The following is a 21,729-nucleotide window of genomic DNA, read 5'->3' as shown; positions in this document are numbered from 1 at the left end:
GCGGGGCGACCGGTGCTCCGTTCCGCCCCCTCCCCCTCCCGTCGCCGCGTTCTGCCCGTGCGTTCAACTGGATGTCACCGCGTGTTGAGGGCGAGGACGGAACCTGACGGCCGTCAGAGCTGCCCATGCACCAGGAGGCCCCATGTCCGCGCGCGTTGTCCGTCGTTCCCTGGCCGTCGGCCTGCCGCTCGCCCTGCTCGGTACGGTGATCGCGACCGGAACGGCAACCGGCGCGCAGGACCGGCACCAGCGTCCGGAGCGCACGGCACGCGTCACCGGCACCGCCGTGCTCGGCGACGTTCCACTGGCCGGCTTCAGCAACGGGCTGCTGCCGGGGACGGTCACGGACGACCGCGGGGTGCGGCTCGGCGGCATCGGCAGCGACATCTTTCCGGCGGGCCGCCGGGGCGAGTTCTGGACCGTCACCGACCGCGGGCCCAACGGGCAGATCAAGGTCGACGGGAAGAAGCGGCGCACCTTCCCGGTTCCGGGGTTCGACCCGGCGATCGTCAAGGTGCGGGTCAGCGGGAAGCGCGTCCAGGTCCTCCGGGCCATCCCGATCACCACCCGGTCCGGAGCCGCGGTCACGGGTCTGCCGAACCAGCCGGGCCGTGACGAGGCCCCGTACACCTACGACGCGAGGACGCCGCTCGGGTACGACCCGAACGGTCTGGACACCGAGGGCATCGTCCGGGCCGCCGACGGCAGCTTCTGGCTCGTCGACGAGTACGGCCCCTCCCTGGTGCATGTGTCCGCGCGCGGCCGGGTGCTCGCCCGCTACGTGCCGGAGGGCCTCGGCCTGACGGGCACCGACTATCCGGTGGTGGAGGCGCTGCCCGGCGTGCTTCTGCACCGCAGGATCAACCGCGGTTTCGAGGGGCTGGCCCTCCTCCCGGGCGGCGATCTGGTGCTCGCTGTGCAGAGCCCGCTCTCGCTGCCGGGCCAGGACGCGGGCGAGGTCTCGCGCAATGTGCGGCTGCTGCGCTTCTCGACGAAGAAGCGCGCGGTCACCGCGGAATACGCCTACCGGTTCGACGCGGTGGATGTCGTGGACCCGGGCGAGGACGACACCTCCGAGCTGAAGATCTCCTCGGTCGTCGCGCTCGGCCGGCACGAGCTGCTGATCGAGGAGCGCACGGACAAGGCGGCCCGGCTGCACCGGGTGACGCTCCCGCACGGCTCCGGAATCCTGGGATCCGCCTGGGACGACCCGACGACGTCCCCCTCGTACGAGGAACTCACCGACCCCTCGGCATCGGGTGTGCCGGTGCTCCCCAAGAGCCTGGTCGTCGACCTGGGCAAGGTCCCGGGCGTGCCCGGGAAGATCGAAGGCGTCGCGGTGACGGGCCGGGACACGCTCGTGCTCATCAACGACAACGACTTCGGGATGACCGACGGTGCCGAGGCGTTCGACGCGAACGGCCGGCTGGTCGACAGCGGCATCGAGACGTCGGTGACGGAACTGGAGCTGGCCCGCCCGCTGCACGGCTGACCCGCGCCCCGGCACTCCGCAGCACCTGTCTACCGAGAGCCGGAATCGTCAACCCGGCCCGCCCGCAAGGGACTTCGCCCTCACATCCTCTTCCGGCGCGGCCACTGATCCCAAGTGGCCGCGCCCGTACCGACATCGACGTGGATTCCGGCGCTCCCCCCGGTCCACAGAGGCCATTTCCGCCCCGCCGTCTTTCGCCACCCGCGCGGCGCCCGTACGGTAGGGCGCGCGAGACACTCGGCCGTACATCGGACACCACCTTCCGGTCATCGGACACCAAGGGGGCCGCGGAATGTCGGGGGAATCGGACAGCGGGCTCCTGCGCGACGCCATCGGGCTGCGCGAGGTCCTCTTCCAGAGCGTCACGGCGATGGCACCCGCCGCGGCCATCACCGCGTCGATTCCGGCCGGGGCCGCTTTCGCGGGCGGCAGCCTCCCGCTGTCCGTGCTGGTGGCCCTGGTCGCCTGCCTGTTCACCGCCTCGTGCGTCGCCGAGCTGGCCCGTCGGCTGCCGGCCGCCGGTTCCGTCGCCACCTACTCCGCGCAGGGGCTGCACCCGGCCATCGGGTTCCTCGTCGGCTGGGGCTACGTCTTCGTCGAAGCGCTGGTCCCCGCGCTGCTGCTGCTCCAGCTCGGCTTCACGACGGCGGGGACGCTGCACCAGGAATGGTCGTCCTACCCGGCGGACCTGTGGTGGCCGTGGTCGCTGCTCGGCGCGTTGATCATCGCGCTCGCCGGGTATTCCGGCGTACGGGCCTCCGCCCGGTTCGGCACCGTGCTCGGCATCTTCGAGGTGCTCGTCTTCGTCGCCTTCGCCGTGCTCCTCATCGGGCAGGCCGGTGCGGACAACACCCTTTCGGTGTTCGGCACTTCGCACACCGCCGACGGATACGGCGGCATCAGCGGGATCTTCGCCGGTTCGGTCTACACCGTGCTCGCCTTCGCGGGCTTCGAGGCGGCGGCGCCGCTCGCCGAGGAGACCCGGGACCCCCGGCGCACCATGCGGCGTGCGGTGCTCGGTGCGGCGCTCTCCATCGGCCTGGTGTACGTCCTGACCACGTATGCGATGTCGGTGTACTTCGGGCCCGACCGGTTCGCCGGTTTCGGCGGATCGGGGGCGGCCTCGTGGGAAGGTGTGGCCCGCGCCTCGTTCGGGCTGTTCTGGGTACTGCTCTTCCTCGCCGTGGTCAACTCGACCGTGGCCAACGCCAACGCGTGTGCCAACGTGTCGACCCGGACGGCGTTCGCCCTCGGCCGTATCGGCGTGTTCCCGCAGGCGTTCGCGAGGCTCCATCCACGGTTCCGCTCCCCCGTCGTCGGCGTGGCCGTGCAGTTCGTGATCGCGGTCGGCGCGGCGCTCGGACTGGGGTTCGCCTATGACCCGGTGACCGCGTTCGCGCTGCTGGCCACCGTGATCGTCACGGTGATCATCGGTGTGTACATCGTCGTGAATCTGTCCTGCACCGGATACTTCCTGCGAAGGCGTCGCGACGCGTTCAACCCCGTCCTCCATCTCCTGTTCCCGGTGCTGGGCATCGCGGCGTTCGTCCCCGCCCTGCTGACGGCCGCCGGGATCCCGGCGTTCGACTTCGTCTCCGAACTCAGTGCGCCCGTCTCGTACGCCGGTCCGGTCGTCGGTGTCTGGATGCTGATCGGGATCGTTGTCCTCGTGGTGCTGCTGCGCAGGCATCCGGAGCGGGTGGCACGGACCGGACGGATCCATCTCGACGACACCCCGGCGCCACCCGCGGGAGCCAGGGCAGATGCAGAGACAGGAGCAGTGCAGACATGAGCGACCCCCGTATCCTGACCGTCCGCCCCGAGGAGGGCGAGTATGCCTGGACCTTCGGCGGAGCGGCTCCGGTCGCCCGCATCGAGCCGGGGACGTTCCTCGACGTGTACACGGAGGACTGCTTCGCCGGGCGGGTCCGCTCCGAGAAGGACCTGGTCTCCGAGGTCTGCGAGTTCCCCTTCCTGAACCCGCAGACCGGCCCCTTCCACGTGGTGGGCGCGGAGCCCGGCGACACCGTCGCGGTGCACTTCGTCTCCGTCGAACCCGCCAGGGACTGGGCTGCTTCGACAACCGTTCCGCTCTTCGGGGCGCTCACCTCCACCCACACCACCGCGTCCTTGCAGGCGCCGCTGCCCGAGGTGGTGTGGATGTGGCAGCTCGACCGGGCGCGCCGCACCTGTCTGTTCAGCGCCCGGGACAGCGACATCCAGGTGGAACTGCCGATGGATCCGATGCACGGCACGGTCGGGGTGGCCCCGGCCAACCTGGAGGTACGGTCCGCGCTGGTGCCGGACGCGCACGGCGGGAACATGGACACGCCCGAGATGCGGGCGGGCGTCACCTGCTACCTGGGCGTCAACGTCGAAGGGGCGCTGCTCAGCCTGGGCGACGGCCATGCCCGTCAGGGCGAGGGCGAGACCTGTGGGGTCGCCGTGGAGTGCGCGATGAACACGGTGGTGCTCGTCGAGCTGCTGAAGGGCGTCACGACGCCGTGGCCGCGCATCGAGTCCGACACCCATCTGATGTCGACCGGCTCCGCCCGCCCGCTCGAAGACGCCTTCCGGATCTCCCAGTTGGACCTGGTGCAGTGGCTCGCGCGCGACTACGGCCTGTCCGAACTCGACGCCTACCAGCTGGTCAGCCAGGCCGGTGAGGCGCCGCTGGCCAATGTGTGCGACACCAACTACACCTGCGTGGCGAAGATCCGCAAGGAATGGCTGCCGGCGGGCGACCCCCATCGCGGCCTCCACCGCCATCTGCGGGAGACCGCGACCCTGCTGGCCAGCCCCTGACCACCCGCCCTCCCGTCCCCGTTCTTCCTCACATCCCCGCCCCCCCCACACACAGGAGTGTTCATGCATCGTAGAAGGATCCTCCAGGGCGCCGCCGCGACGGCGGCCGCCGCCCTGATCCCGGCCTCCACCCGCGCCATGGCCGTCACGACGGCGGGCGACACGGACTATCCGCTCGCCCACTGGACGCCCGCCTCCACGTCCAACTACACGGCGTCGAGCCGCCCTTCGGCCTATCCGGTCCAGTACGTGATCATCCATGTGACACAGGAGACGTACCCGGACACGATCGGGATCTTCCAGAATCCGGCGAAGCAGGTCTCCGCGCACTATCTGGTGCGCTCGGCCGACGGCTATGTCGCCCAGTGCGTCCGGGAGAAGAACATCGCCTGGCACGCGGGCAACTGGGACTACAACACGCGCAGCATCGGGATCGAGCACGAGGGCTGGGTGGACCAGCCCTCGTACTTCACCAACGCCATGTACGAGAAGTCCGCGCTGCTGACGGCTTCGGTCTGCGACCGCTACAACATCCCCAAGGACCGCGCGCACATCCTCGCCCACGCCCAGGTCCCCGGCACCGACCACACCGATCCCGGCCCCAACTGGGACTGGGTGCGGTACATCCGGCTCGTCAATCTGTACTCGGCGAGCTGACCCGCCTTCGCCACCCGGTCCGATCGCTCGCCCCATCGCGGTTGTCGCAACGGCCCGCTGCGACGACGATGGGTGCGCGGGAAGCCCCTGGACGGGAGGGTGAGTTGACGGATCCCTGGGTGGCGCTGGCCGCCGGTACGGACCCGGGTGCGCGGATCGGCCAGCTGCGCCGCGCACACGAGGTGTTCACCTCGGCGGGCCGGCTGGAGCGGCCGGTCCGACCGGTCGTCGGTGAGTCGTGGCGGCGTTCGGCGCGGGCCAGGGTCAGCCCGGACGGTGCGGCCCTGGTCGAGCTGGGCCCGGACGACCTCGGACCGTACCGGGACGGCCATCCGCTGGCCCGGGCCATGCCGGTGATCCGTGAACTGATGGGCGCCTACGCGACGGACGGGGAGCATCTCCTCGCCGTGTGCGACGCGCACGGCAGGCTGTTGTGGGTCGAAGGCCCCGCGGTGACCCGGCGGGCCGCGGGCCGGATGAACTTCGTGGAGGGCGCCCGCTGGTCCGAGTCGGCGGCCGGGACGAACGCGCCGGGTACGGCCATTGCCGTGGACCGCCCCGTGCAGGTCTTCGCCGCCGAGCACTTCCTGCGGCCGGTCCAGCAGTGGACCTGCGCGGCGGCACCGCTGCACGACCCGCACACCGGACGGGTACTGGGTGCCGTGGACATCACCGGCGGGGACCGGCTCGCCCATCCGCACAGCCTGGCGTTCGTACAGGCGGTGGCCCGCGCCGCCGAGTCGCACCTCGCACTGCTCGCCCCCGCACCGGCCGCCGGGACCGTGCGACTCAGCGCACTCGGCCGGGACGAGGCGCTGCTGGTGGCGGGGGGCCGCAGGATCCGGCTCAGCAGACGACACAGCGAGATCCTGGCGACGCTGGCCCGCCGCCCCGAGGGCCTGGGCGGCGACGAACTCCTCGTCGAGCTGTACGAGGACGAGTCGGTGACCCCGGTGACGCTGCGGGCCGAACTCTCCAGGCTGCGGCGGCTGCTCGGTCCGGAGCTGCTCCTCTCCCGCCCGTACCGGCTCTCGGTCCCGGTCGACGCCGATTTCGACACGGTGGCGCGCCGACTGGCGTCGGGGGCGGTGGCCGCGGCGCTCGCGGCGTACGCGGGCCCGCTGCTGCCGGGCTCGCGGGCGCCTTCCGTCGTCCGGCTGCGGCGCCGGCTCGACGAGCAGGTGCGGGCGGCACTCATCGCACGCCGGGACCCGGGGCTGCTGGCCGACTGGGCGTACAGCCCTTGGGGCGAGGACGACCTCCCGGTGTGGGAGGCACTGGCCGCGGCCGTTCCCGCCGGACAGCGCCCGGCCCTGCTCGCCAGGGTCCGGGCGCTGGACGCCGAGCAGCGGTAGCCGCTGCCGCGCGCACCCTGTGCAACGGGGTTGCAACGTACCGCTGCCTACCCTCGCGCCGAGGGCCGCCCGATGGCGGGCGGCACCGGACCGGGAGGCCGCAGAGATGACCCGTTACGCCGCGCCGGGTGCCGAGGGCGCCATCGTCTCGTACGAGTCCCGCTACGACCACTGGATCGGCGGCGCCTACGTACCGCCCGTCCGTGGTCAGTACTTCGAGAACCCCAGCCCGGTCGACGGCCGCTCCTTCACCGAGATCGCCCGTGGCACGGCCGAGGACGTCGAACTGGCCCTGGACGCGGCACACGCCGCGGCGCCGGCCTGGGGAGCCACGGCGGCCGGCGACCGCGCGGGGGTGCTCAACCGGATCGCCGACCGGATGGAGGCCCATCTGGAGGAGCTCGCGGTCGCCGAGAGCTGGGACAACGGCAAGCCGGTGCGCGAGACGCTGGCCGCCGACATTCCCCTCGCCATCGACCACTTCCGCTACTTCGCCGGTGCGTTGCGCGCCCAGGAGGGTTCGCTGAGCGAGATCGACGAGGACACGGTCGCGTACCACTTCCATGAGCCGCTCGGCGTCGTCGCACAGATCATCCCGTGGAACTTCCCGATCCTGATGGCCACCTGGAAGCTGGCCCCGGCGCTCGCGGCCGGCAACGCGGTGGTCCTGAAGCCGGCCGAACAGACCCCGGCCTCCATCCACGTATGGCTGAAGCTGGTCGCCGACCTGTTGCCGCCCGGCGTCGTCAACATCGTGAACGGCTTCGGAACAGAGGCCGGCAAGCCCCTCGCCTCCAGCCCGCGGGTCGCGAAGGTCGCCTTCACCGGTGAGACCACGACGGGGCGGCTGATCATGCAGTACGCCTCCGAGAACCTCAGGCCGGTGACCCTGGAGCTCGGCGGCAAGTCGCCCAACATCTTCTTCGACGACGTGTGGAACGCGGACGACGACTTCCGTGACAAGGCCCTCGAAGGCTTCACCATGTTCGCCCTCAACCAGGGCGAGGTCTGCACCTGTCCGTCGCGAGCCCTCATCCAGCGCGGGGTGTACGGCGAGTTCCTGGAAGCGGGCATCGCCCGCACCGAACTGATCGTGCCCGGACACCCGCTGGACACGGACACGATGATCGGCGCACAGGCCTCCGACGAGCAGCTGAAGAAGATCCTCTCCTACCTGGACATCGGCCGGCAGGAGGGCGCGAAGGTCCTCACGGGCGGTGAGCGGATCGAGTACGACGGGGAGCTCGCGGGCGGTTTCTACATCCAGCCCACCATCTTCGAGGGCGACAACCGGATGCGGGTCTTCCAGGAGGAGATCTTCGGTCCGGTCGTGGCGGTCACGTCCTTCTCCGACTTCGACGACGCGATCGGGACCGCGAACGACACGCTGTACGGTCTCGGGGCCGGCGTATGGACCCGCGACATGAACACCGCGTACCGGGCGGGCCGCGCCATCCAGGCGGGCCGGGTCTGGACGAACTGCTACCACGCGTACCCGGCACACGCGGCCTTCGGCGGCTACAAGCAGTCCGGGATCGGCCGCGAGAACCACAAGATGATGCTGGAGCACTACCAGCAGACGAAGAACATTCTTTGTTCGTACAGCCCGAAGAGGCTTGGGTTCTTCTAGAGGGTGAACTCGGTTGCCTGGAGGCTTCGTTGCCCTCCAGGCAACCCTGCACAGGAGTCACCCCGCGCACCCGGGGGGTGCCGCGCATCACCATCCGACCTCTCGGGGGCTTCGGACCAGGCGCGGACCGAACGGTGGAAGTCACCGAGCACATCCTGCGCGGCGCCGGCCGCATCCTCCTGAAAGCCGCCCTGGCGTGCCGACTAAGGGACAGCCCTCAGGCGGCGGTCCCATCCGCCCAGGTATGGGCCCATGCCTGGAGCTCCGGATCAGCCAGAGTGCGCAGCCACAGGTCGGCCCGCTCAGCACCCTCCCCGGCCGGCCGAGGTCCTACGCCGAGCACGCGCATGCCTGCTCTCCGGGCCGACTCGACGCCGGTGACCGAGTCCTCCACAGCCATCGCGTCCTCCGGCCGCACGCCGCACAGACGGACCGCGGTGGCGTAGACGTCGGGATGGGGTTTCGGCAGCAGTCCGTCACCCGCGACGACGACATGGGCGAAGCAGCCGAGCAGGCCGACTCGGGCGAGGCTGGACTCGACCACCTCCAATGGGCAGTTGCTGGCGACCGCGAGCGGGAGATTGCGGGCGGCGAGGCGGACCAGTGCCACCGCACCCGGCATGGTCACGGGGTCTTCGGCGACGAGCGCCATGAAGTGTCTCAGGAGAGAGTGCGTCATGTCGTCGGCGAGCTGGGGCTTCCCGGCCTCTCCGGCCATGAGGCTGCCGCACTCGGTGTAGTGCACGCCCTTCGCCCGCTCGGCGAAGCCGGGGCGGGGCTTCAGCCCGAACTCTCCGAAGACGCGGATGCGCGCGTCCTGCCAGTGCCGTTCGGTATCCACCAGGGTTCCGTCACAGTCGAAGACGATGGCAGCCGGGGACCAAGTGAAGATGCGACGAGATGTCATTTGCCTGCCGTTCTCGAAGAGCGCGCCGTCCCGCGTCGCCAGTGCTCGCAGTAAGAAGCAGGGGACTGCGGAGAGGCTTGCTCGGCCGCAGAAGGTGCGCTGTCGAACGAGCCCCGATCGACCACGCGTGAAGGCCGATGCTTCGCCTCCGGGCCCGCCGGCGATGGACATCGTCCGGTCTCTCCGGATGACCCGAAAAACATCGTGATGACTACGATAATTTTCCGATCGAACGCACGCAATCATCATTTCGAGTGTTTGACGGCACGCTCATTTCCAAGTACTCGCGAAGCGCGCGCGACAGTCAGCAACCGGCGAACGAGGCTTCCCTCTCCTCCAACACCGTTGAAATACAGTTGAGTTGGTCGAAGACACCGAACCCCGGAGACCGGTGACCGCGCTCGACAACACCGGCGAAGCGCGAATTTCCGCCATTGACGACGCCTACTTACAGCCCAAGAACAATAATAATCTCCACGCATTAACGGCACGGGGCGCCTTCAATGCGCCACGGCGCACGACTTTCCCGGATTAAAAAAATAGGTACAGACGAGCGAAAGTGGAACACGCATGCAGGACAGGGCGCGCGCGACCCGAAGGTCTCTACTGGAAGCCGCAGCACACCTTTTCGTTGAACAGGGGTATGCACGGACCAGCATCAATGAGATCAGCGAACTTTCGGGGCGCACCAGCGGAGCCGTCTACTTCCACTACTCGAGCAAGGAGAGACTCGCGCTGGCGGTCGTGCGGGAACAGTTCGCATCCTGGCCGTTGCTGGCCGACCGCTACGCCGCCCCCGGGATCCCCCCACTGGAGAAGCTGATCGCCCTCAGCTTCGACATCGCCGATGCGTTGCGCGACGACGTCATGGCCCGGGCCGGCGCGCGTCTGTGGGCTGAGCGCCGCACCATCGACGTCGCCATACCCACTCCCTTCGCCGCCTGGACGAGTGCTGTCACGCGCCTTCTGGCCGAGGCCGGCGCCCAGGGCGAACTGGCCCACGAGGTCGAGCCGTCGAGTACCGCCACGACCTTGGTGTGCGCCTTCTTCGGGCTGTACGACCTCACCGAGGAGATGACGGAGCACGAGGACCTCCCCGGCCGGCTGCACCGGTGGTGGCTGCTGATCCTGAAGGCATTGCAGGCGCGCCCCGAGCCCGCCGCTCTGGTGGCGCGGGCCCTGGCGCACCAGCGGCCGGCGCCCACCCGATGAACCCTCACTGCCGAACCGGCCGCTCCCGGTTCCGGTCCTGGTTCCGGTTCCGGTCCCCGGAGAGACCTGCCGCGCCACAATGATCGGATGCTCGGCCCACGGTGCGTGTATCCCCGGGACAGTCCCGGCACCTTCATCTCGAATCCCTGTTCGAGTCCCCTGCTGGAGTACTGAGCCCTCGCCGGTGACTCCTCACGGTCTCCCCCGCTGCCTCGCGGAATCCCGATCAGACGATGGGTGTGGTCCGCCCTCGCACGCCCGCACCCACGTTCTGCCGTGACCGGCGGTGCCGACATGGCCATCGGTCTCGCCTCGGAGCAGTCGGCCGTCCGGCGCAATGCCGAACCGGCCGATCTGCTCGCGCAGCATGCCGTCGGACAACGCTGGTACGTGGACGGTACGTGTGGCCACAGCGGCGGTTCGTCGGACTGCGGTCCGCCCGGCACGTTCACTTCGTCATGACACCAAAGGGTGAGTGATCGCGGAGCATGACCACGATCACTCCGCTGGCGGGCGAGCGCATCTCGCTGATTGAGTGGCATCGGACGGTTGCGGCCGTGTGTGCCACCGTGCGACCACTGCGAAGCGCACGGACGTCGCTCCACCGCCTCACAGCTGCGATGCCCCGGGCCGCAGCGAAGCGAGCGAGTTCGAGTGGCAGCCCGATGATGAACGGCTAAGACTGTGGCAGCGGATCGGGATGTGGAGAACAGATCCCGATGCCGTGGCTTCCGGACCACTCGCTCCGGCCATCGAAAACGCGAGTACAGGGCGCCGACCGCAAGGAGAGCGGCGCTCGAACAGTTCCTCAAGGAGCTCGCATGGAGGACAAACCCCTCGACGTCCTGACTCCCGGGCCGGGTGAATCCGCAGTCGATACGCGCAAGTACAACGGCCCGGAGACCGGCATCGAGAAGAACCTCGCCGGAGTGCTGGCTGAGGTCATGTGCGTCGAACGGGTGTCTGTCGACAGCCACTTCTTCGATGACCTCGGCGCCAACTCATTGGTCATGGCCCATTTCTGCGCACGAGTCAGGAAGCGGGCGGACCTCCCCTCGGCGTCGATCAAGGACATCTACCGGCACCCGACGATCCGGAGCCTGGCGACGGGGCTCGCGAATGCCGCGCCCGTCGAGCCGTCGATCCCGGTGCCGACCGCGGTGGTGGCGCCGGCCCGCACGGTGCGTTACACCCTCTGCGGAATCCTGCAGTTCCTGCTTTTCCTGGGGTACTCCTTCCTCGCCGGACTTGTCGCCGACCGGGGCTATGCATGGGTCTCCGCCGGATCGGGTGTGATCGATGTCTATCTGCGCTCGTTCGTCTTCGGAGGCGTCGGCTTCGTCGCTCTGTGCACCTTCCCCGTCGCGGCCAAATGGCTCCTCATCGGTCGGTTCAAACCATGCGAGTTCCCGGTCTGGGGTCTGACCTATCTGCGCTTCTGGACCGTCAAGGTGCTGATCCACGCCAACCCGATGATCTTCTTCGTCGGCAACCCCTTGTACGTGCTGTACCTGCGGGCGCTGGGCGCACGGATCGGCAAAGGGGTCACGATCCTCTCCCGCAACGTTCCGGTCTGCCCCGACCTGCTCACCGTCGGCGCCGGCACGGTGATCCGCAAGGACTCGTTCTTCCTCTGCTACCGGGCGCACGCCGGCCGTATCCAGACCGGCCGGGTCACCCTGGGCCGGGACGTGTTCATCGGCGAGAAGACCGTGCTCGACATCGACGTGTCGATGGGCGACGGGGCTCAACTCGGCCACACGTCCACGCTGTACAGCGGCCAAACGGTCCCGGGCGGTCAGCGCTGGCACGGGTCCCCGGCACAGCCCACACAGCACGACTACCTGAGGATCGAGCCGGCCGAATGCGGCACGCTGCGCCGGATCGGCTTCGGTCTCGTCACCGTGCTTCAGTTGTTCTTCCTCTACGTGCCACTGGCCGTCGGGGGCGTGTACATGCTGGTTGCCCTCGTTCCGGCGCTGCACGACCGGCTGGAGCCGGGCACGGAAGGGCTCACGTCGCCGGATCTCTACATCGACGCGCTGGTACTTTCCCTGCTGCTGTTCTTCGGCTTCGTCGTCGTGGGCCTGGCAGTGATGTTCACCGTTCCGCGCCTGCTGAACCTGGTCGTCAAGCCGAACAAGGTCTATCCGCTGTACGGGTTTCACTACTCGGTGCACCGGGCGATCGGGCGCATGACCAACATCAAGTTCTTCACATGGCTGTTCGGTGACAGCTCCTACATCGTCCACTATTTGCGCGGCATCGGATACGACTTGTCCCGGGTCGAGCAGACCGGGTCGAACTTCGGCACAGAAGTGCAGCACGAAACCCCGTTTCTGTGCTCGGTCGGGAGCGGGACGATGGTCGCCGACGGGCTCTCCGTCGTCAACGCCGACTATTCGAGCACGTCCTTCCGGGTGTCCCGGGCCTCGATCGGCTCAAACAACTTCCTCGGGAACAACATCGCCTATCCCTCGGGGGCCAGAACGGGTGAGAACTGTCTCCTCGCGACGAAGGTGATGGTTCCGCTCGAAGGCGAGGTGCGCGAGGGGGTGGGACTGCTCGGCTCGCCGTGCTTCGAGATTCCCCGGTCGGTCGAGCGCGATTCCCGGTTCGACCATCTGCGCACCGGCGACGAGTTGCGCCGCAGCCTCGCTGCGAAGAACCGCTACAACATCCGCTCGATGATCTTCTTCCTCCTCGTGCGGTGGCTGCACCTCTTCGTGCTCACGGTTTTCGGCCTGGCGAACGCCGAACTGTACGACGCCTTCGGGCATGTGATGATCGCCGCGTTCCTGGTGTTCAGTCTCGGATTCACCGCTGTCTACTTCGTACTGGTGGAGCGCGGCATCGCGGCATTCCGTAGGCTGCAACCGCAGGTGTGCTCCATCTACGAGCCCTACTTCTGGTGGCACGAGCGCCTCTGGAAGGTGCCGGACACCTACCTCAACATCTTCAACGGAACGCCATTCAAGAACGTGATCTGGCGCATGCTGGGGGTTCGGATCGGCAGCAGAGTATTCGACGACGGCTGCTACATGACGGAGCGGACGCTCACCACCGTCGGAGACGACTGCACGCTCAATGCCGGAAGCAAGATCCAGTGCCACTCGCAGGAGGACGGCACCTTCAAGTCCGATCGCAGCACCCTCGGTGCCGGCTGCACCGTCGGTGTGGGAGCCCACGTCCACTACGGCGTGACGATGGGCGCCGACGCGGTGCTCGCACCCGACTCCTTCCTGATGAAGGGCGAGGAGGTCCCCCCGCACGCACGCTGGGGAGGAAACCCCGCCGCGGAGATGCGAGACGCCCCCCATCAGCCCGAGGCGCTGACGCGGAAGGAGTAGCAGCTCGGCCCTTGTCGGCGCGGCAAAGCACGGTAGCTGAGGCGAATGGAGAGAGACGGCCAGATGGGAACGCAAGTGAAGGCCGACCGGGAATTCTGGCGCGATGTGCTCGTCGCCGGTGGACTCACCGAAATCCCGCGGTGGACGCTCAATCCGGTGAAGGGCGTCGGCGAACACGAGGCGCCGGTCCCGGACGACGTCGTGGCGGCGTTGGGCCGGCTGGCCGGGGACCTGGCGGTGCCGCTCGACTCGGTACTGCTGGCAGCACACGCCAAGGTACTCGCCGCGCTCTCCGGCGAGCACGAGGTCGCGACCGGATATATCGGTGCGGGGGGCGGCCGGCCGCTGCTCTGCCGGCTGACGACCGAGCCCGGCTCGTGGCGGACGCTGCTGCTGGACGCGCATCGGGTCGCGTCGGATCTGCTGTCGCACCAGGACTTCCCGGTCGATGAGCTCAGGTGCGAACTGGGCCTGGCCGAGCCGTCGATGGAGGTCGTTCTCGATCCGCACGGCATGGGCGGCGAAGTCACCGGTGACACCGTGCTGCGGGTGGGGTTCGCGCGACGCGGCGGCCGCCTTGCCCTGCGGCTGCGGTATCGCACCGACGCACTCGACGAGGACTGCGCCGTCAGGATCGCCGGTTACCACCTCACCGCACTCGCGTTGATCGCCGCCGATCCGGACGCGGAGCACGAGCGGCAGAGCCTGCTCTCCCCCGAGGAACTCCACTTCCAGCTCGAAGAACTCGCCGGTCCGCACCGGGAACTGCCCAACCTCCGGTTCCACGAACTGTTCGAGCAGCAAGTGGCGTCACACCCGGACGCCGTCGCCGCGGTGCACGGGGAGCAGCGACTGACGTACCGGGAACTCAACGCGCGCGCCAACCGGGTGGGACGAGCCCTGCTGGCGCGGGGGCTGCGCCCCGAGGGCGTTGTCGCGGTGGTGACCGAGCGCAACCTCGACTGGATGGTCGCCGTCCTCGCGGTCTTCAAGGCCGGCGGCGTGTACCTGCCCATCGAGCCGCATTTCCCGGCCGACCGGCTCGCGACCATGCTCTCCCGTGCCGCGTGCGAGCTGGTGCTGACCGAGCCCGGCAGCACCGCCACACTCGACCAGGCCCTCGGCCCACTGCCCGAAGTCCAGAAGCTCTTCGTCGGCGCAGCCTACGAGGAAGACCATGCCGACGGTGATCTGGCCGTCCACGTCGCACCGGACCAGCTCGCCTACATCTACTTCACCTCCGGCTCCACAGGTGCGCCCAAGGGCGCGATGTGCGAGCACGCGGGCATGCTGAACCACCTCTACGCCAAGATCGACGACCTGGAGATCAGCGAGGGACAGGTGGTCGCCCAGACCGCACCCCAATGCTTCGACATCTCGCTCTGGCAGCTGATGTCCGCGCTCCTGGTCGGGGGACGGACCCTGCTGGTGGAGCAGGAAGTGATCCTGAACATCGAGCGGTTCGTCGACAGGATCATCGACGGACGGGTCGCCGTCCTCCAGGTCGTACCCGCCTATCTGGACGTGGTGGTGTCCTGGCTGAATCAGCACCCCCGCGAGCTTCCGGACCTGCGGTGCGTGTCGGTCACGGGCGAGGCCCTGAAGAAGGAGCTCGTGCAGCGCTGGTTCGCCGCCCAGCCCGGGATCAAGCTGGTCAACGCCTACGGGCTGACCGAGACCTCGGACGACACCAACCACGAGGTCATGGACCGCGCGCCCGACGGAGACCGGGTCCTGCTGGGTTCCGCGGTCAACAACGTGCACGTCTACGTCGTCGACGAGCACCTGATCCCGGTGCCGCTCGGAGCCCCCGGTCTGATCGTCTTCTCCGGCGTCTGCGTCGGCCGCGGGTACGTCAACGACCCCGAGCTCACCCGGCAGGCCTACCTGGCCGATCCGCACCGTGAGGGCGCCCGGCTCTACCGGGGCGGCGACTACGGCCGCTGGGCGCCCGGGGGGAAGCTGGAGTTCCTCGGCCGCCGCGACACCCAGGTGAAGATCCGTGGCTTCCGGATCGAGATCGGTGAGATCGAGAACGCCTTGTTGCAGGTGCCCGGTGTTCGTGACGGTGCGGTCGTGGTCACCGAGCGGGCCGACCAGAGCAAGCACCTGGTGGCGTTCTACTCCGGTGAGCAGCCACTTGAGGTGGACGTGGTGCTGGACCGGCTCGGTGAGTCGCTGCCCGCGTACATGGTCCCGTCCGCCTTTCACTGGCGGGAGACTCTGCCGCTGACGGCCAACAGCAAGATCGACAGAAGGACTCTGCAGGCACTCGCCGGAGAGCTCGATGTCGTCCGGGACGACTTCCGCGCGCCGCAATCGCCGGCCGAGAAGCAGCTGGCGGCCGCATGGGCGAAGGTGCTCGGCATCCCGCAGGACCAGATCGGGCGGCGGGACCACTTCTTCGACCGGGGCGGTACGTCGCTGTCGGCAGTGAAGCTGGCCATCGTCCTGGGCCGCGCGGTGTCCCTCAAGGATGTCACCCGTCACCCGGTCCTCGCCGATCTGGCCGGGCTGGTCGACGGCAGGGCCGGGCGGCGTGCCGGGCTGCTTCAGCCGCTGTCGGCATCGGACGGTCCGCAGACCACGGCCCTGGTGTGCTTCCCCCCCGCCGGCGGCAACGCGGTGAACTTCCAACCGATGGCCAGGGCACTTCCGGACGGTGGACCGGCGGTCTACGCCGTCGAGCTGCCCGGTCACGACGTGGCCGCCGAGAGCGAGCCGCTCGCGCCGATGACGCAGGTGGTCGAGCAGGTCGTCGACGAGATCTCCGGACGTGGTCTGACCAGGGTCCTGCTGTGGGGCCACTCCTCGGGAGCCGCGTTGGCCGTGGAAACTGCCAGAAAGCTGCGGGAGCACGGGGTGGACGTACGACGGGTGTTCCTCGGCGCGCAGCTGCTCGGTGACGCCGACGAGCGGCGCGCCACCGTCGCCGAGCTGACAGGGCGGTGCGACGCCGAGATCTCCACGGACCTGAGCACGGGCGGCGGCAGCGCACTCGGTGAGCTGGGTCCACAGCACGCCGAGCAGGTCGGTGCCGCCTACCGGCACGACTGCGTGGCCGCTCACCGCTACTTCATCGATGCCCTGGAGAGCCCGCCCGCGCAGAAGCTGTCCGTGCCGGTCACCGTGGTCGTCGCCTCGGACGACCCGATCACGGCGGAGTACCCGCGCCGGTACCTCGACTGGCAGCTCCTGGCGGAACAGGTCGACCTGCACGAGCTCGCCGACGGCGGCCACTACTTCCTGCGTACCCGTCCGGCCGAGGCAGCCAAGGCTGTTCTGCAGTCCGCCGAGTTGTTCGCTGCTTCCTGAACAGCAATTGAAAGGAGATCGAGATGTCGTCCACATCCACGACTTCGCTGGTCGACGTGGAACTGGAATCCGGCAGACCCCCGCGGCTGAGGGCCGAGGTCACCGGTGACGCACCGGCCTGGGCGGCCGAGCACCGGGAGACGCTGCGCGCAGCCGTCGCCGAACACGGTTCGGTCCTGGTGCGTGGCCTCGGGCTGCGTGACGCGGCCGAGACCGCGGCCGTCTTCGCGAAGCTGGCCACCGGTCTGATGACCGAGCAGGAGGCCTTCGCGCCCCGGCGGGCCTACTCCGGCGGGGTGTACTCCTCATCGAAGTGGCCGCCGAACCAGCCCATGTGCATGCATCACGAACTGAGCTACACGCTTGAGTTCCCCGGCCTGATGATGTTCGCCTGTCTCAGCGCGCCCACCGACGGCGGGGCGACCGCGGTGGCCGACTCACCGACCGTGCTCGACGCGCTGCCCGCCGAGTTGACCGAGCGGTTCGAGCGCGAGGGCTGGCTGCTCACCCGCAGCTACAACGACGAGATCGGCGCGTCCGTCGCCGAGGCCTTCGGCACCGAGGACCGGAGTGCCGTCGAGCGCTACTGCCGCGCGAACGCGATCACGTTCGAGTGGCAGCCCGACGGTGGACTGCGTACCAGGCAGCACCGCAGCGCCGTGGTGCGCCACCCGGTCACCGGCCGACGCTGCTGGTTCAACCAGATCGCGTTCCTCAACCAGTGGACGATGGCCCCCGAGGTGCACGAGTACCTGGTGGACGTCTACGGCGCCGACGGGCTGCCGTTCAACACCCGCTACGGCAACGGCGACCCGATCGGCGAGGACGTCGTACAGCTGATCAACAGCGTCTACGAGGCGAACACCGTACGCGAATCGTGGCAGGCCGGCGACCTGATGGTCGTCGACAACATCCGCACCGCACACAGCAGGGAGCCCTTCGAGGGGCCGCGTGAGGTGCTCGTCGCCATGGCCGATCCGGTGCGTCTGGACGACTGCTCGCCGACCGTGGAGGTGACCACGCGATGACCACTGTCGATTCCGGCGCGAGAGGGCCCGTAGCGGTCGCACCGACCACCGCTCCACCGTTCGCGGTGATCTCCGGTGCCCAGGTCCAGCGCACGCTGCACGGATGCGAGAAGCGGATCACGGAGCTGGTCGAGGCCACCTACCGGTTGCACGGCGCCGGTGATTCGGTGAACCCGCCGTCGTACTTCCTCCGGTTCCCCGACCGTCCGTCCTCCCGGATCATCGCGCTGCCCGCCTCGATCGGCGGAAAGGCACGGGTGGACGGCCTGAAGTGGATCTCCAGCTTCCCGGGCAATGTGACGGCAGGCATCCCAAGGGCATCGGCGGTGCTGATCCTCAACGACCCCGACACGGGCTACCCGTTCGCCTGTCTGGAGAGTTCGATCATCAGCGCCACCCGGACGGCCGCGTCGGCGGCCTCAGCGGCCGACTGGCTCAGCCGCGACCGGCCGCGACCGACGCGTGTCGGGTTCTTCGGGGTGGGTTTGATCGCCCGCTACATCCACAGCTTCCTGGCCGGTACCGGCTGGTCGTTCGACGAGGTCGGCGTACACGACCTGTCCGCCGAGAGCGCGGCAGGCTTCCGCTGCTACCTGGAGCAGTCGAACACCGTCGGCCGGATCACCGTGCACGACAGCGCCGAGCAGTTGATCCGGAACAGCGACCTGGTCGTCTTCGCCACGGTCGCCGGTCAACCGCACGTCAGCGATCTGTCATGGTTCGCGCACAATCCGCTGGTGCTGCATGTGTCGCTGCGCGACCTCGCGCCGGAGATCCTGCTCGCCTCGACCAACATCGTCGATGACGTCGAGCACTGCCTCAAGGCCGACACGTCCCCGCATCTGGCCGAGCAGCTCACGGGCAACCGGGACTTCCTTCACGGCACATTGGACGACGTGATGGCCGGACGGGTAAAGGTGCCGGCCGACCGGCCGGTGGTGTTCTCGCCCTTCGGCCTCGGGGTGCTCGACCTGGCGGTGGGCAAGTACGTGTACACCGAAGTGGCCCGCTCCGGAGAGTTGCACGTCGTCGACGACTTCTTCCACGAAATGAGCCGGTACGGATGAGCCGGCCGAGAGCGCAGGAGGGCTCCTTCGAGGCTGATCCCGGAAGAGAACACCGGTCACGTCGCAGCAGCTCCTGACGCACGAGACAGCGGCCGCTGAGGCAGGGCCCCGTCCCGCCGGTCGGCGACAGGGTCTCGCCCGCTCCGGCGAGGAGCCCGCCCCCTGCCGGATGACTCCGAAACTGCTCTGCTCCAGACAGAGGAGACCATGGTGCCCGTCATATCCACTCCCTACGGCTTCAACGAAGAGGATCTCTATGTCGACCTCCAGTCGATCTTCGGACATTCGCTCTTCCTGAAGTGTGAGGGCTTCAACTTCGCCGGCTCGATCAAGCTGAAGGCCGCGACCGCGATGGTGGAAGCTGCTGAGCGCGACGGAATCCTGACACCGGAATCGATCCTGGTCGAGTCCTCGTCCGGAAACCTCGGCGTGGCGCTGAGCGTGATTGCGGCGAGCAAGGGCTACCAGTTCCTGTGCGTGACGGACTCCCGCGGCAATCTGTCGAACAGAATGATGATGGAGGCGTTGGGCAGCAAGGTGCACGTGCTCGCCGAACCGCGACCGGACTCCGGCTTTCTCGGCGCGCGGCTCGACTACCTCCGCGAGCTGTGCGCCTCCGACGACCGATATGTGTGGCTCAGCCAGTACACCAATCCGAGCAACTGGAAGGCGCACTACCGTACGACCGCGCCGGAGGTCGCCCGGCAGTTCCCGCGGCTGGACGTGCTGTTCGTCGGAGCCGGCACCACCGGGACCCTGATGGGCTGCGCGCGCTACTTCCGGGGATGGCACCGGCCGGTGCAGATCATCGCGGTGGACAGCGTCGGCTCGGTGTCCTTCGGCGGTTCGCCGGGACCCCGGATGATTCCCGGCCTGGGCATGAGCATGCGCCCGCCGCTGCTCGACGAGTCCTATGTCGACGAGGTCATCCTTGTCGAGGAGGCGGACACCATACGTGCCTGCCATCGGCTGGCCAGGCGCGGATTCCTGTTCGGCGGCTCCACCGGCACGGTGATCAGTGGCGCAACGGAGTGGTTGACCCGGAACGACGCGAGCGAACTCACCGCAGTGGCCGTCGCCCCGGACCTCGGCGAGCGCTATCTCGACACCATCTACCAGACCAACTGGCTGCAGGATCTCTACGGTGAGAACGTGCTCGACTCCGACAAGGAGACCGCCCATTCCTGGGTCGCCGCCCCTCCGCCGACAACACGGTAGGGCCGTCGGCCGGGCGCAACGCTCGGGATCCCTGTATCGCCGACGCTTTTGAGGAGCGGTGCTGGGTCATTCGTGTTGTGATCGATGACGGAGGAGGCAACACAGTCGGAACGGGAGGAAGACATGGGTGCGAAACTGCGAGCGCGAGACATCATGTCCGCCGGCGTGCAGTGCGTCGGCGCACACCAGTCGCTGTTCGACGCGGCAAAGATGATGCGCGATCTGAACGTCGGTTGCCTGCCCATCTGCGGCGACAACAACAGGCTCACAGGCTTGATCACCGACCGTGACATCGTCGTCAAGTGTTGCGCCGAGGGTATCGACCCGGCGACCGTGCAGGCCGGATCACTCATGGCCAAGGTGCACTGGATCGATGCCCAGGCGGACGCGAGCGATGTCCTGAGAACGATGGAGGAACACCAGATCAAGCGGTTGCCGGTGATCGACGTGCAGGGCGGCCACCGTTTGATCGGCATGATCACGGAGGCGAATCTTGCGAAGAATCTGAGCGACGAACAGATCGCCGAGTTCGCGAGCCGCGTGTACACGAGCGCCGGGATGTCCGGCCGCTCCGCGGGCTGAGGCCGGGCCGAACCTCACAGGCTCCGGCCCGGGGTGTGATCCGTGCTGTCGGCGCCCGGCCGTTCAGCCGTCGGTCCTCATGGCCTGGAGCAGCATCGGTAGCGAGGAGTGCAACTCACGCTGCCAGTACGGCCAGCCGTGGGTCCCCGGTCCGTAGAAGTTGGTCGTGACATGTTTCGCGCCCGTGCGTTCGAGTTCGCTCGCGAGGGCCTGGTTCTGCCGGTTGAAATCCGCCTCGAGTGCGCTCGTGCTGCCCGGCGGGTCCAAGGGGCCGGTGGTGCCGTCACCGCACGAAAGGTAGACGGGGATCGACCTGAGGCGTGTGGTCAGGTGGAACGGATCGTGGGCCGCCCAGACGTCACGTTGTGCGACGGGGTCGCCCCAGACCCTCAGCGGGTCGTTGCCCTGACCGGCGAAGAACCCCATGATGCGGTTGGTGGACTCGTCGTTGAGCAAAGGGTGCACGGAACCGGAGTAGGCCGCGACCGCCTTGAACATTCCGGGGTGCCGGGCGGCATACAGCAGAGCTCCCTGGCCGCCCATCGAAAGTCCCGCCACGACGCGGTTCCCGCTCGCCCCCCAGCCGTGCTCGAGGAGCAGGCGAAGTTCCTTGGTGTGGAAGGTCTCCCACGCCGGATCACCGCCCCGGCCGTAGTTCCACCAGTCGCTGTACCAGCCGTTCCAGCCGGCCTCCGGCATGACCACGAGGACGTCACGCAGGCTGTCGGTCCGGGCGATGTCGGTCCGAGCGGTCCACGACGTGTAGTCCCCGCAGCAGCCGTGCAGCAGCCAGAGCGTCGGCCAGTGCCGGCTCCGGTCGCCCGGGTCCCAGCCATCGGGCGTGAGCAGACGTACATTCACCGTCCGCCCTCCGAGGGCCGGTGAACGCACGGACAGGTCGACCTGCCGGTCGGCGACCCGGGTGACCGCGACGACCTCCGCACCCCGGGGCGGGACACCCGGCCCACCGGCCTGCCAGGCAGGTGACACCGTCGACGCGGTGGCGTGCGCCGGCGGAGTCGATGCGAGGGCCGACAGCAGCGTGAGAAGGACGAGCAGGAGGCGGAATCGGTGGAGCGGGATGGCGGTCATGGCGGCTCCCGTCGGTCGG

General features: G+C 68.6%; 16 protein-coding genes. 14 read left to right on the top strand and 2 right to left on the bottom strand.

Annotated elements, in window-relative coordinates:
- The first annotated feature begins 142 nt into the window (after positions 1 to 142).
- The 6 genes from ACFYY1_RS28085 (at position 143) to ACFYY1_RS28060 (ending at position 7,939) form a co-directional block, all read left to right on the top strand.
- The gene (locus ACFYY1_RS28085) at positions 143 to 1,492 is read left to right on the top strand and encodes an esterase-like activity of phytase family protein (protein ID WP_388590565.1); all 1,350 of its coding nucleotides are present in this window, start codon (positions 143 to 145) and stop codon (positions 1,490 to 1,492) included.
- 292 nt (positions 1,493 to 1,784) lie between these two features.
- The gene (locus ACFYY1_RS28080) at positions 1,785 to 3,284 is read left to right on the top strand and encodes an APC family permease (RefSeq protein ID WP_388590564.1); all 1,500 of its coding nucleotides are present in this window, start codon (positions 1,785 to 1,787) and stop codon (positions 3,282 to 3,284) included.
- A complete protein-coding gene (locus ACFYY1_RS28075; RefSeq protein WP_388590563.1) occupies positions 3,281 to 4,297 on the top strand; it encodes an acetamidase/formamidase family protein in 1,017 nt (338 codons plus the stop codon). Before ACFYY1_RS28080 ends, ACFYY1_RS28075 begins: the two co-directional genes overlap by 4 nt.
- 63 nt (positions 4,298 to 4,360) lie before the next feature.
- On the top strand, positions 4,361 to 4,954 hold the full coding sequence (locus ACFYY1_RS28070) for an N-acetylmuramoyl-L-alanine amidase (RefSeq protein WP_388590562.1): 594 nt from the start codon (positions 4,361 to 4,363) through the stop codon (positions 4,952 to 4,954).
- A gap of 104 nt (positions 4,955 to 5,058) precedes the next feature.
- Positions 5,059 to 6,309: a GAF domain-containing protein gene (locus ACFYY1_RS28065; RefSeq protein ID WP_388590561.1), complete on the top strand. Its 1,251-nt coding sequence runs from the start codon at positions 5,059 to 5,061 to the stop codon at positions 6,307 to 6,309.
- A gap of 106 nt (positions 6,310 to 6,415) precedes the next feature.
- Positions 6,416 to 7,939 carry an aldehyde dehydrogenase family protein gene (locus tag ACFYY1_RS28060; protein WP_388590559.1) on the top strand — a complete coding sequence of 508 codons (1,524 nt, stop codon included), beginning with the start codon at positions 6,416 to 6,418 and terminating at the stop codon, positions 7,937 to 7,939.
- A gap of 217 nt (positions 7,940 to 8,156) precedes the next feature.
- Here the strand turns inward: ACFYY1_RS28060 and ACFYY1_RS28055 are convergent, their stop codons facing one another.
- The gene (locus ACFYY1_RS28055) at positions 8,157 to 8,846 is read right to left on the bottom strand and encodes an HAD family hydrolase (RefSeq protein ID WP_388590558.1); all 690 of its coding nucleotides are present in this window, start codon (positions 8,844 to 8,846) and stop codon (positions 8,157 to 8,159) included.
- Positions 8,847 to 9,416: 570 nt separating this feature from the next.
- Between ACFYY1_RS28055 and ACFYY1_RS28050 the strand changes: the two genes are divergently transcribed.
- From ACFYY1_RS28050 to ACFYY1_RS28015, 8 genes are all read left to right on the top strand, one after another.
- Positions 9,417 to 10,058, top strand: a complete 642-nt coding sequence (locus tag ACFYY1_RS28050; RefSeq protein ID WP_388590556.1) for a ScbR family autoregulator-binding transcription factor — start codon at positions 9,417 to 9,419, stop codon at positions 10,056 to 10,058.
- A gap of 294 nt (positions 10,059 to 10,352) precedes the next feature.
- On the top strand, positions 10,353 to 10,520 hold the full coding sequence (locus tag ACFYY1_RS28045) for a hypothetical protein (protein ID WP_388590554.1): 168 nt from the start codon (positions 10,353 to 10,355) through the stop codon (positions 10,518 to 10,520).
- Positions 10,521 to 10,879: 359 nt separating this feature from the next.
- Complete coding sequence (locus ACFYY1_RS28040) at positions 10,880 to 13,408, top strand: Pls/PosA family non-ribosomal peptide synthetase (RefSeq protein ID WP_388590553.1); 2,529 nt, start codon at positions 10,880 to 10,882, stop codon at positions 13,406 to 13,408.
- Positions 13,409 to 13,471: 63 nt separating this feature from the next.
- Positions 13,472 to 16,723: an amino acid adenylation domain-containing protein gene (locus tag ACFYY1_RS28035; protein ID WP_388590551.1), complete on the top strand. Its 3,252-nt coding sequence runs from the start codon at positions 13,472 to 13,474 to the stop codon at positions 16,721 to 16,723.
- A 23-nt stretch (positions 16,724 to 16,746) separates the two neighbouring features.
- Positions 16,747 to 17,751, top strand: a complete 1,005-nt coding sequence (locus ACFYY1_RS28030; RefSeq protein ID WP_388590549.1) for a TauD/TfdA family dioxygenase — start codon at positions 16,747 to 16,749, stop codon at positions 17,749 to 17,751.
- Entirely contained in the window at positions 17,748 to 18,818 is a 1,071-nt protein-coding gene (gene sbnB, locus ACFYY1_RS28025) for a 2,3-diaminopropionate biosynthesis protein SbnB (RefSeq protein WP_388590548.1), read from the top strand. Before ACFYY1_RS28030 ends, sbnB begins: the two co-directional genes overlap by 4 nt.
- Before the next feature lie 210 nt (positions 18,819 to 19,028).
- Positions 19,029 to 20,036, top strand: coding sequence for a 2,3-diaminopropionate biosynthesis protein SbnA (sbnA, locus tag ACFYY1_RS28020; RefSeq protein ID WP_388590746.1), 1,008 nt, complete (start codon positions 19,029 to 19,031; stop codon positions 20,034 to 20,036).
- 123 nt (positions 20,037 to 20,159) lie between these two features.
- A complete protein-coding gene (locus ACFYY1_RS28015; protein ID WP_388590547.1) occupies positions 20,160 to 20,618 on the top strand; it encodes a CBS domain-containing protein in 459 nt (152 codons plus the stop codon).
- A gap of 63 nt (positions 20,619 to 20,681) precedes the next feature.
- Here ACFYY1_RS28015 and ACFYY1_RS28010 read toward each other — a convergent pair whose 3' ends face one another.
- Positions 20,682 to 21,710, bottom strand: a complete 1,029-nt coding sequence (locus ACFYY1_RS28010) for an alpha/beta hydrolase (RefSeq protein WP_388590545.1) — start codon at positions 21,708 to 21,710, stop codon at positions 20,682 to 20,684.
- Positions 21,711 to 21,729: the final 19 nt, after the last annotated feature.

Origin of the sequence: Streptomyces sp. NPDC001890 (genome assembly GCF_042891445.1) — a bacterium.
In the GTDB taxonomy this organism is placed as follows: domain Bacteria; phylum Actinomycetota; class Actinomycetes; order Streptomycetales; family Streptomycetaceae; genus Streptomyces.
Note: the sequence above shows the minus strand (reverse complement) of the source record. Positions and strands in the feature narration are given on the sequence as shown.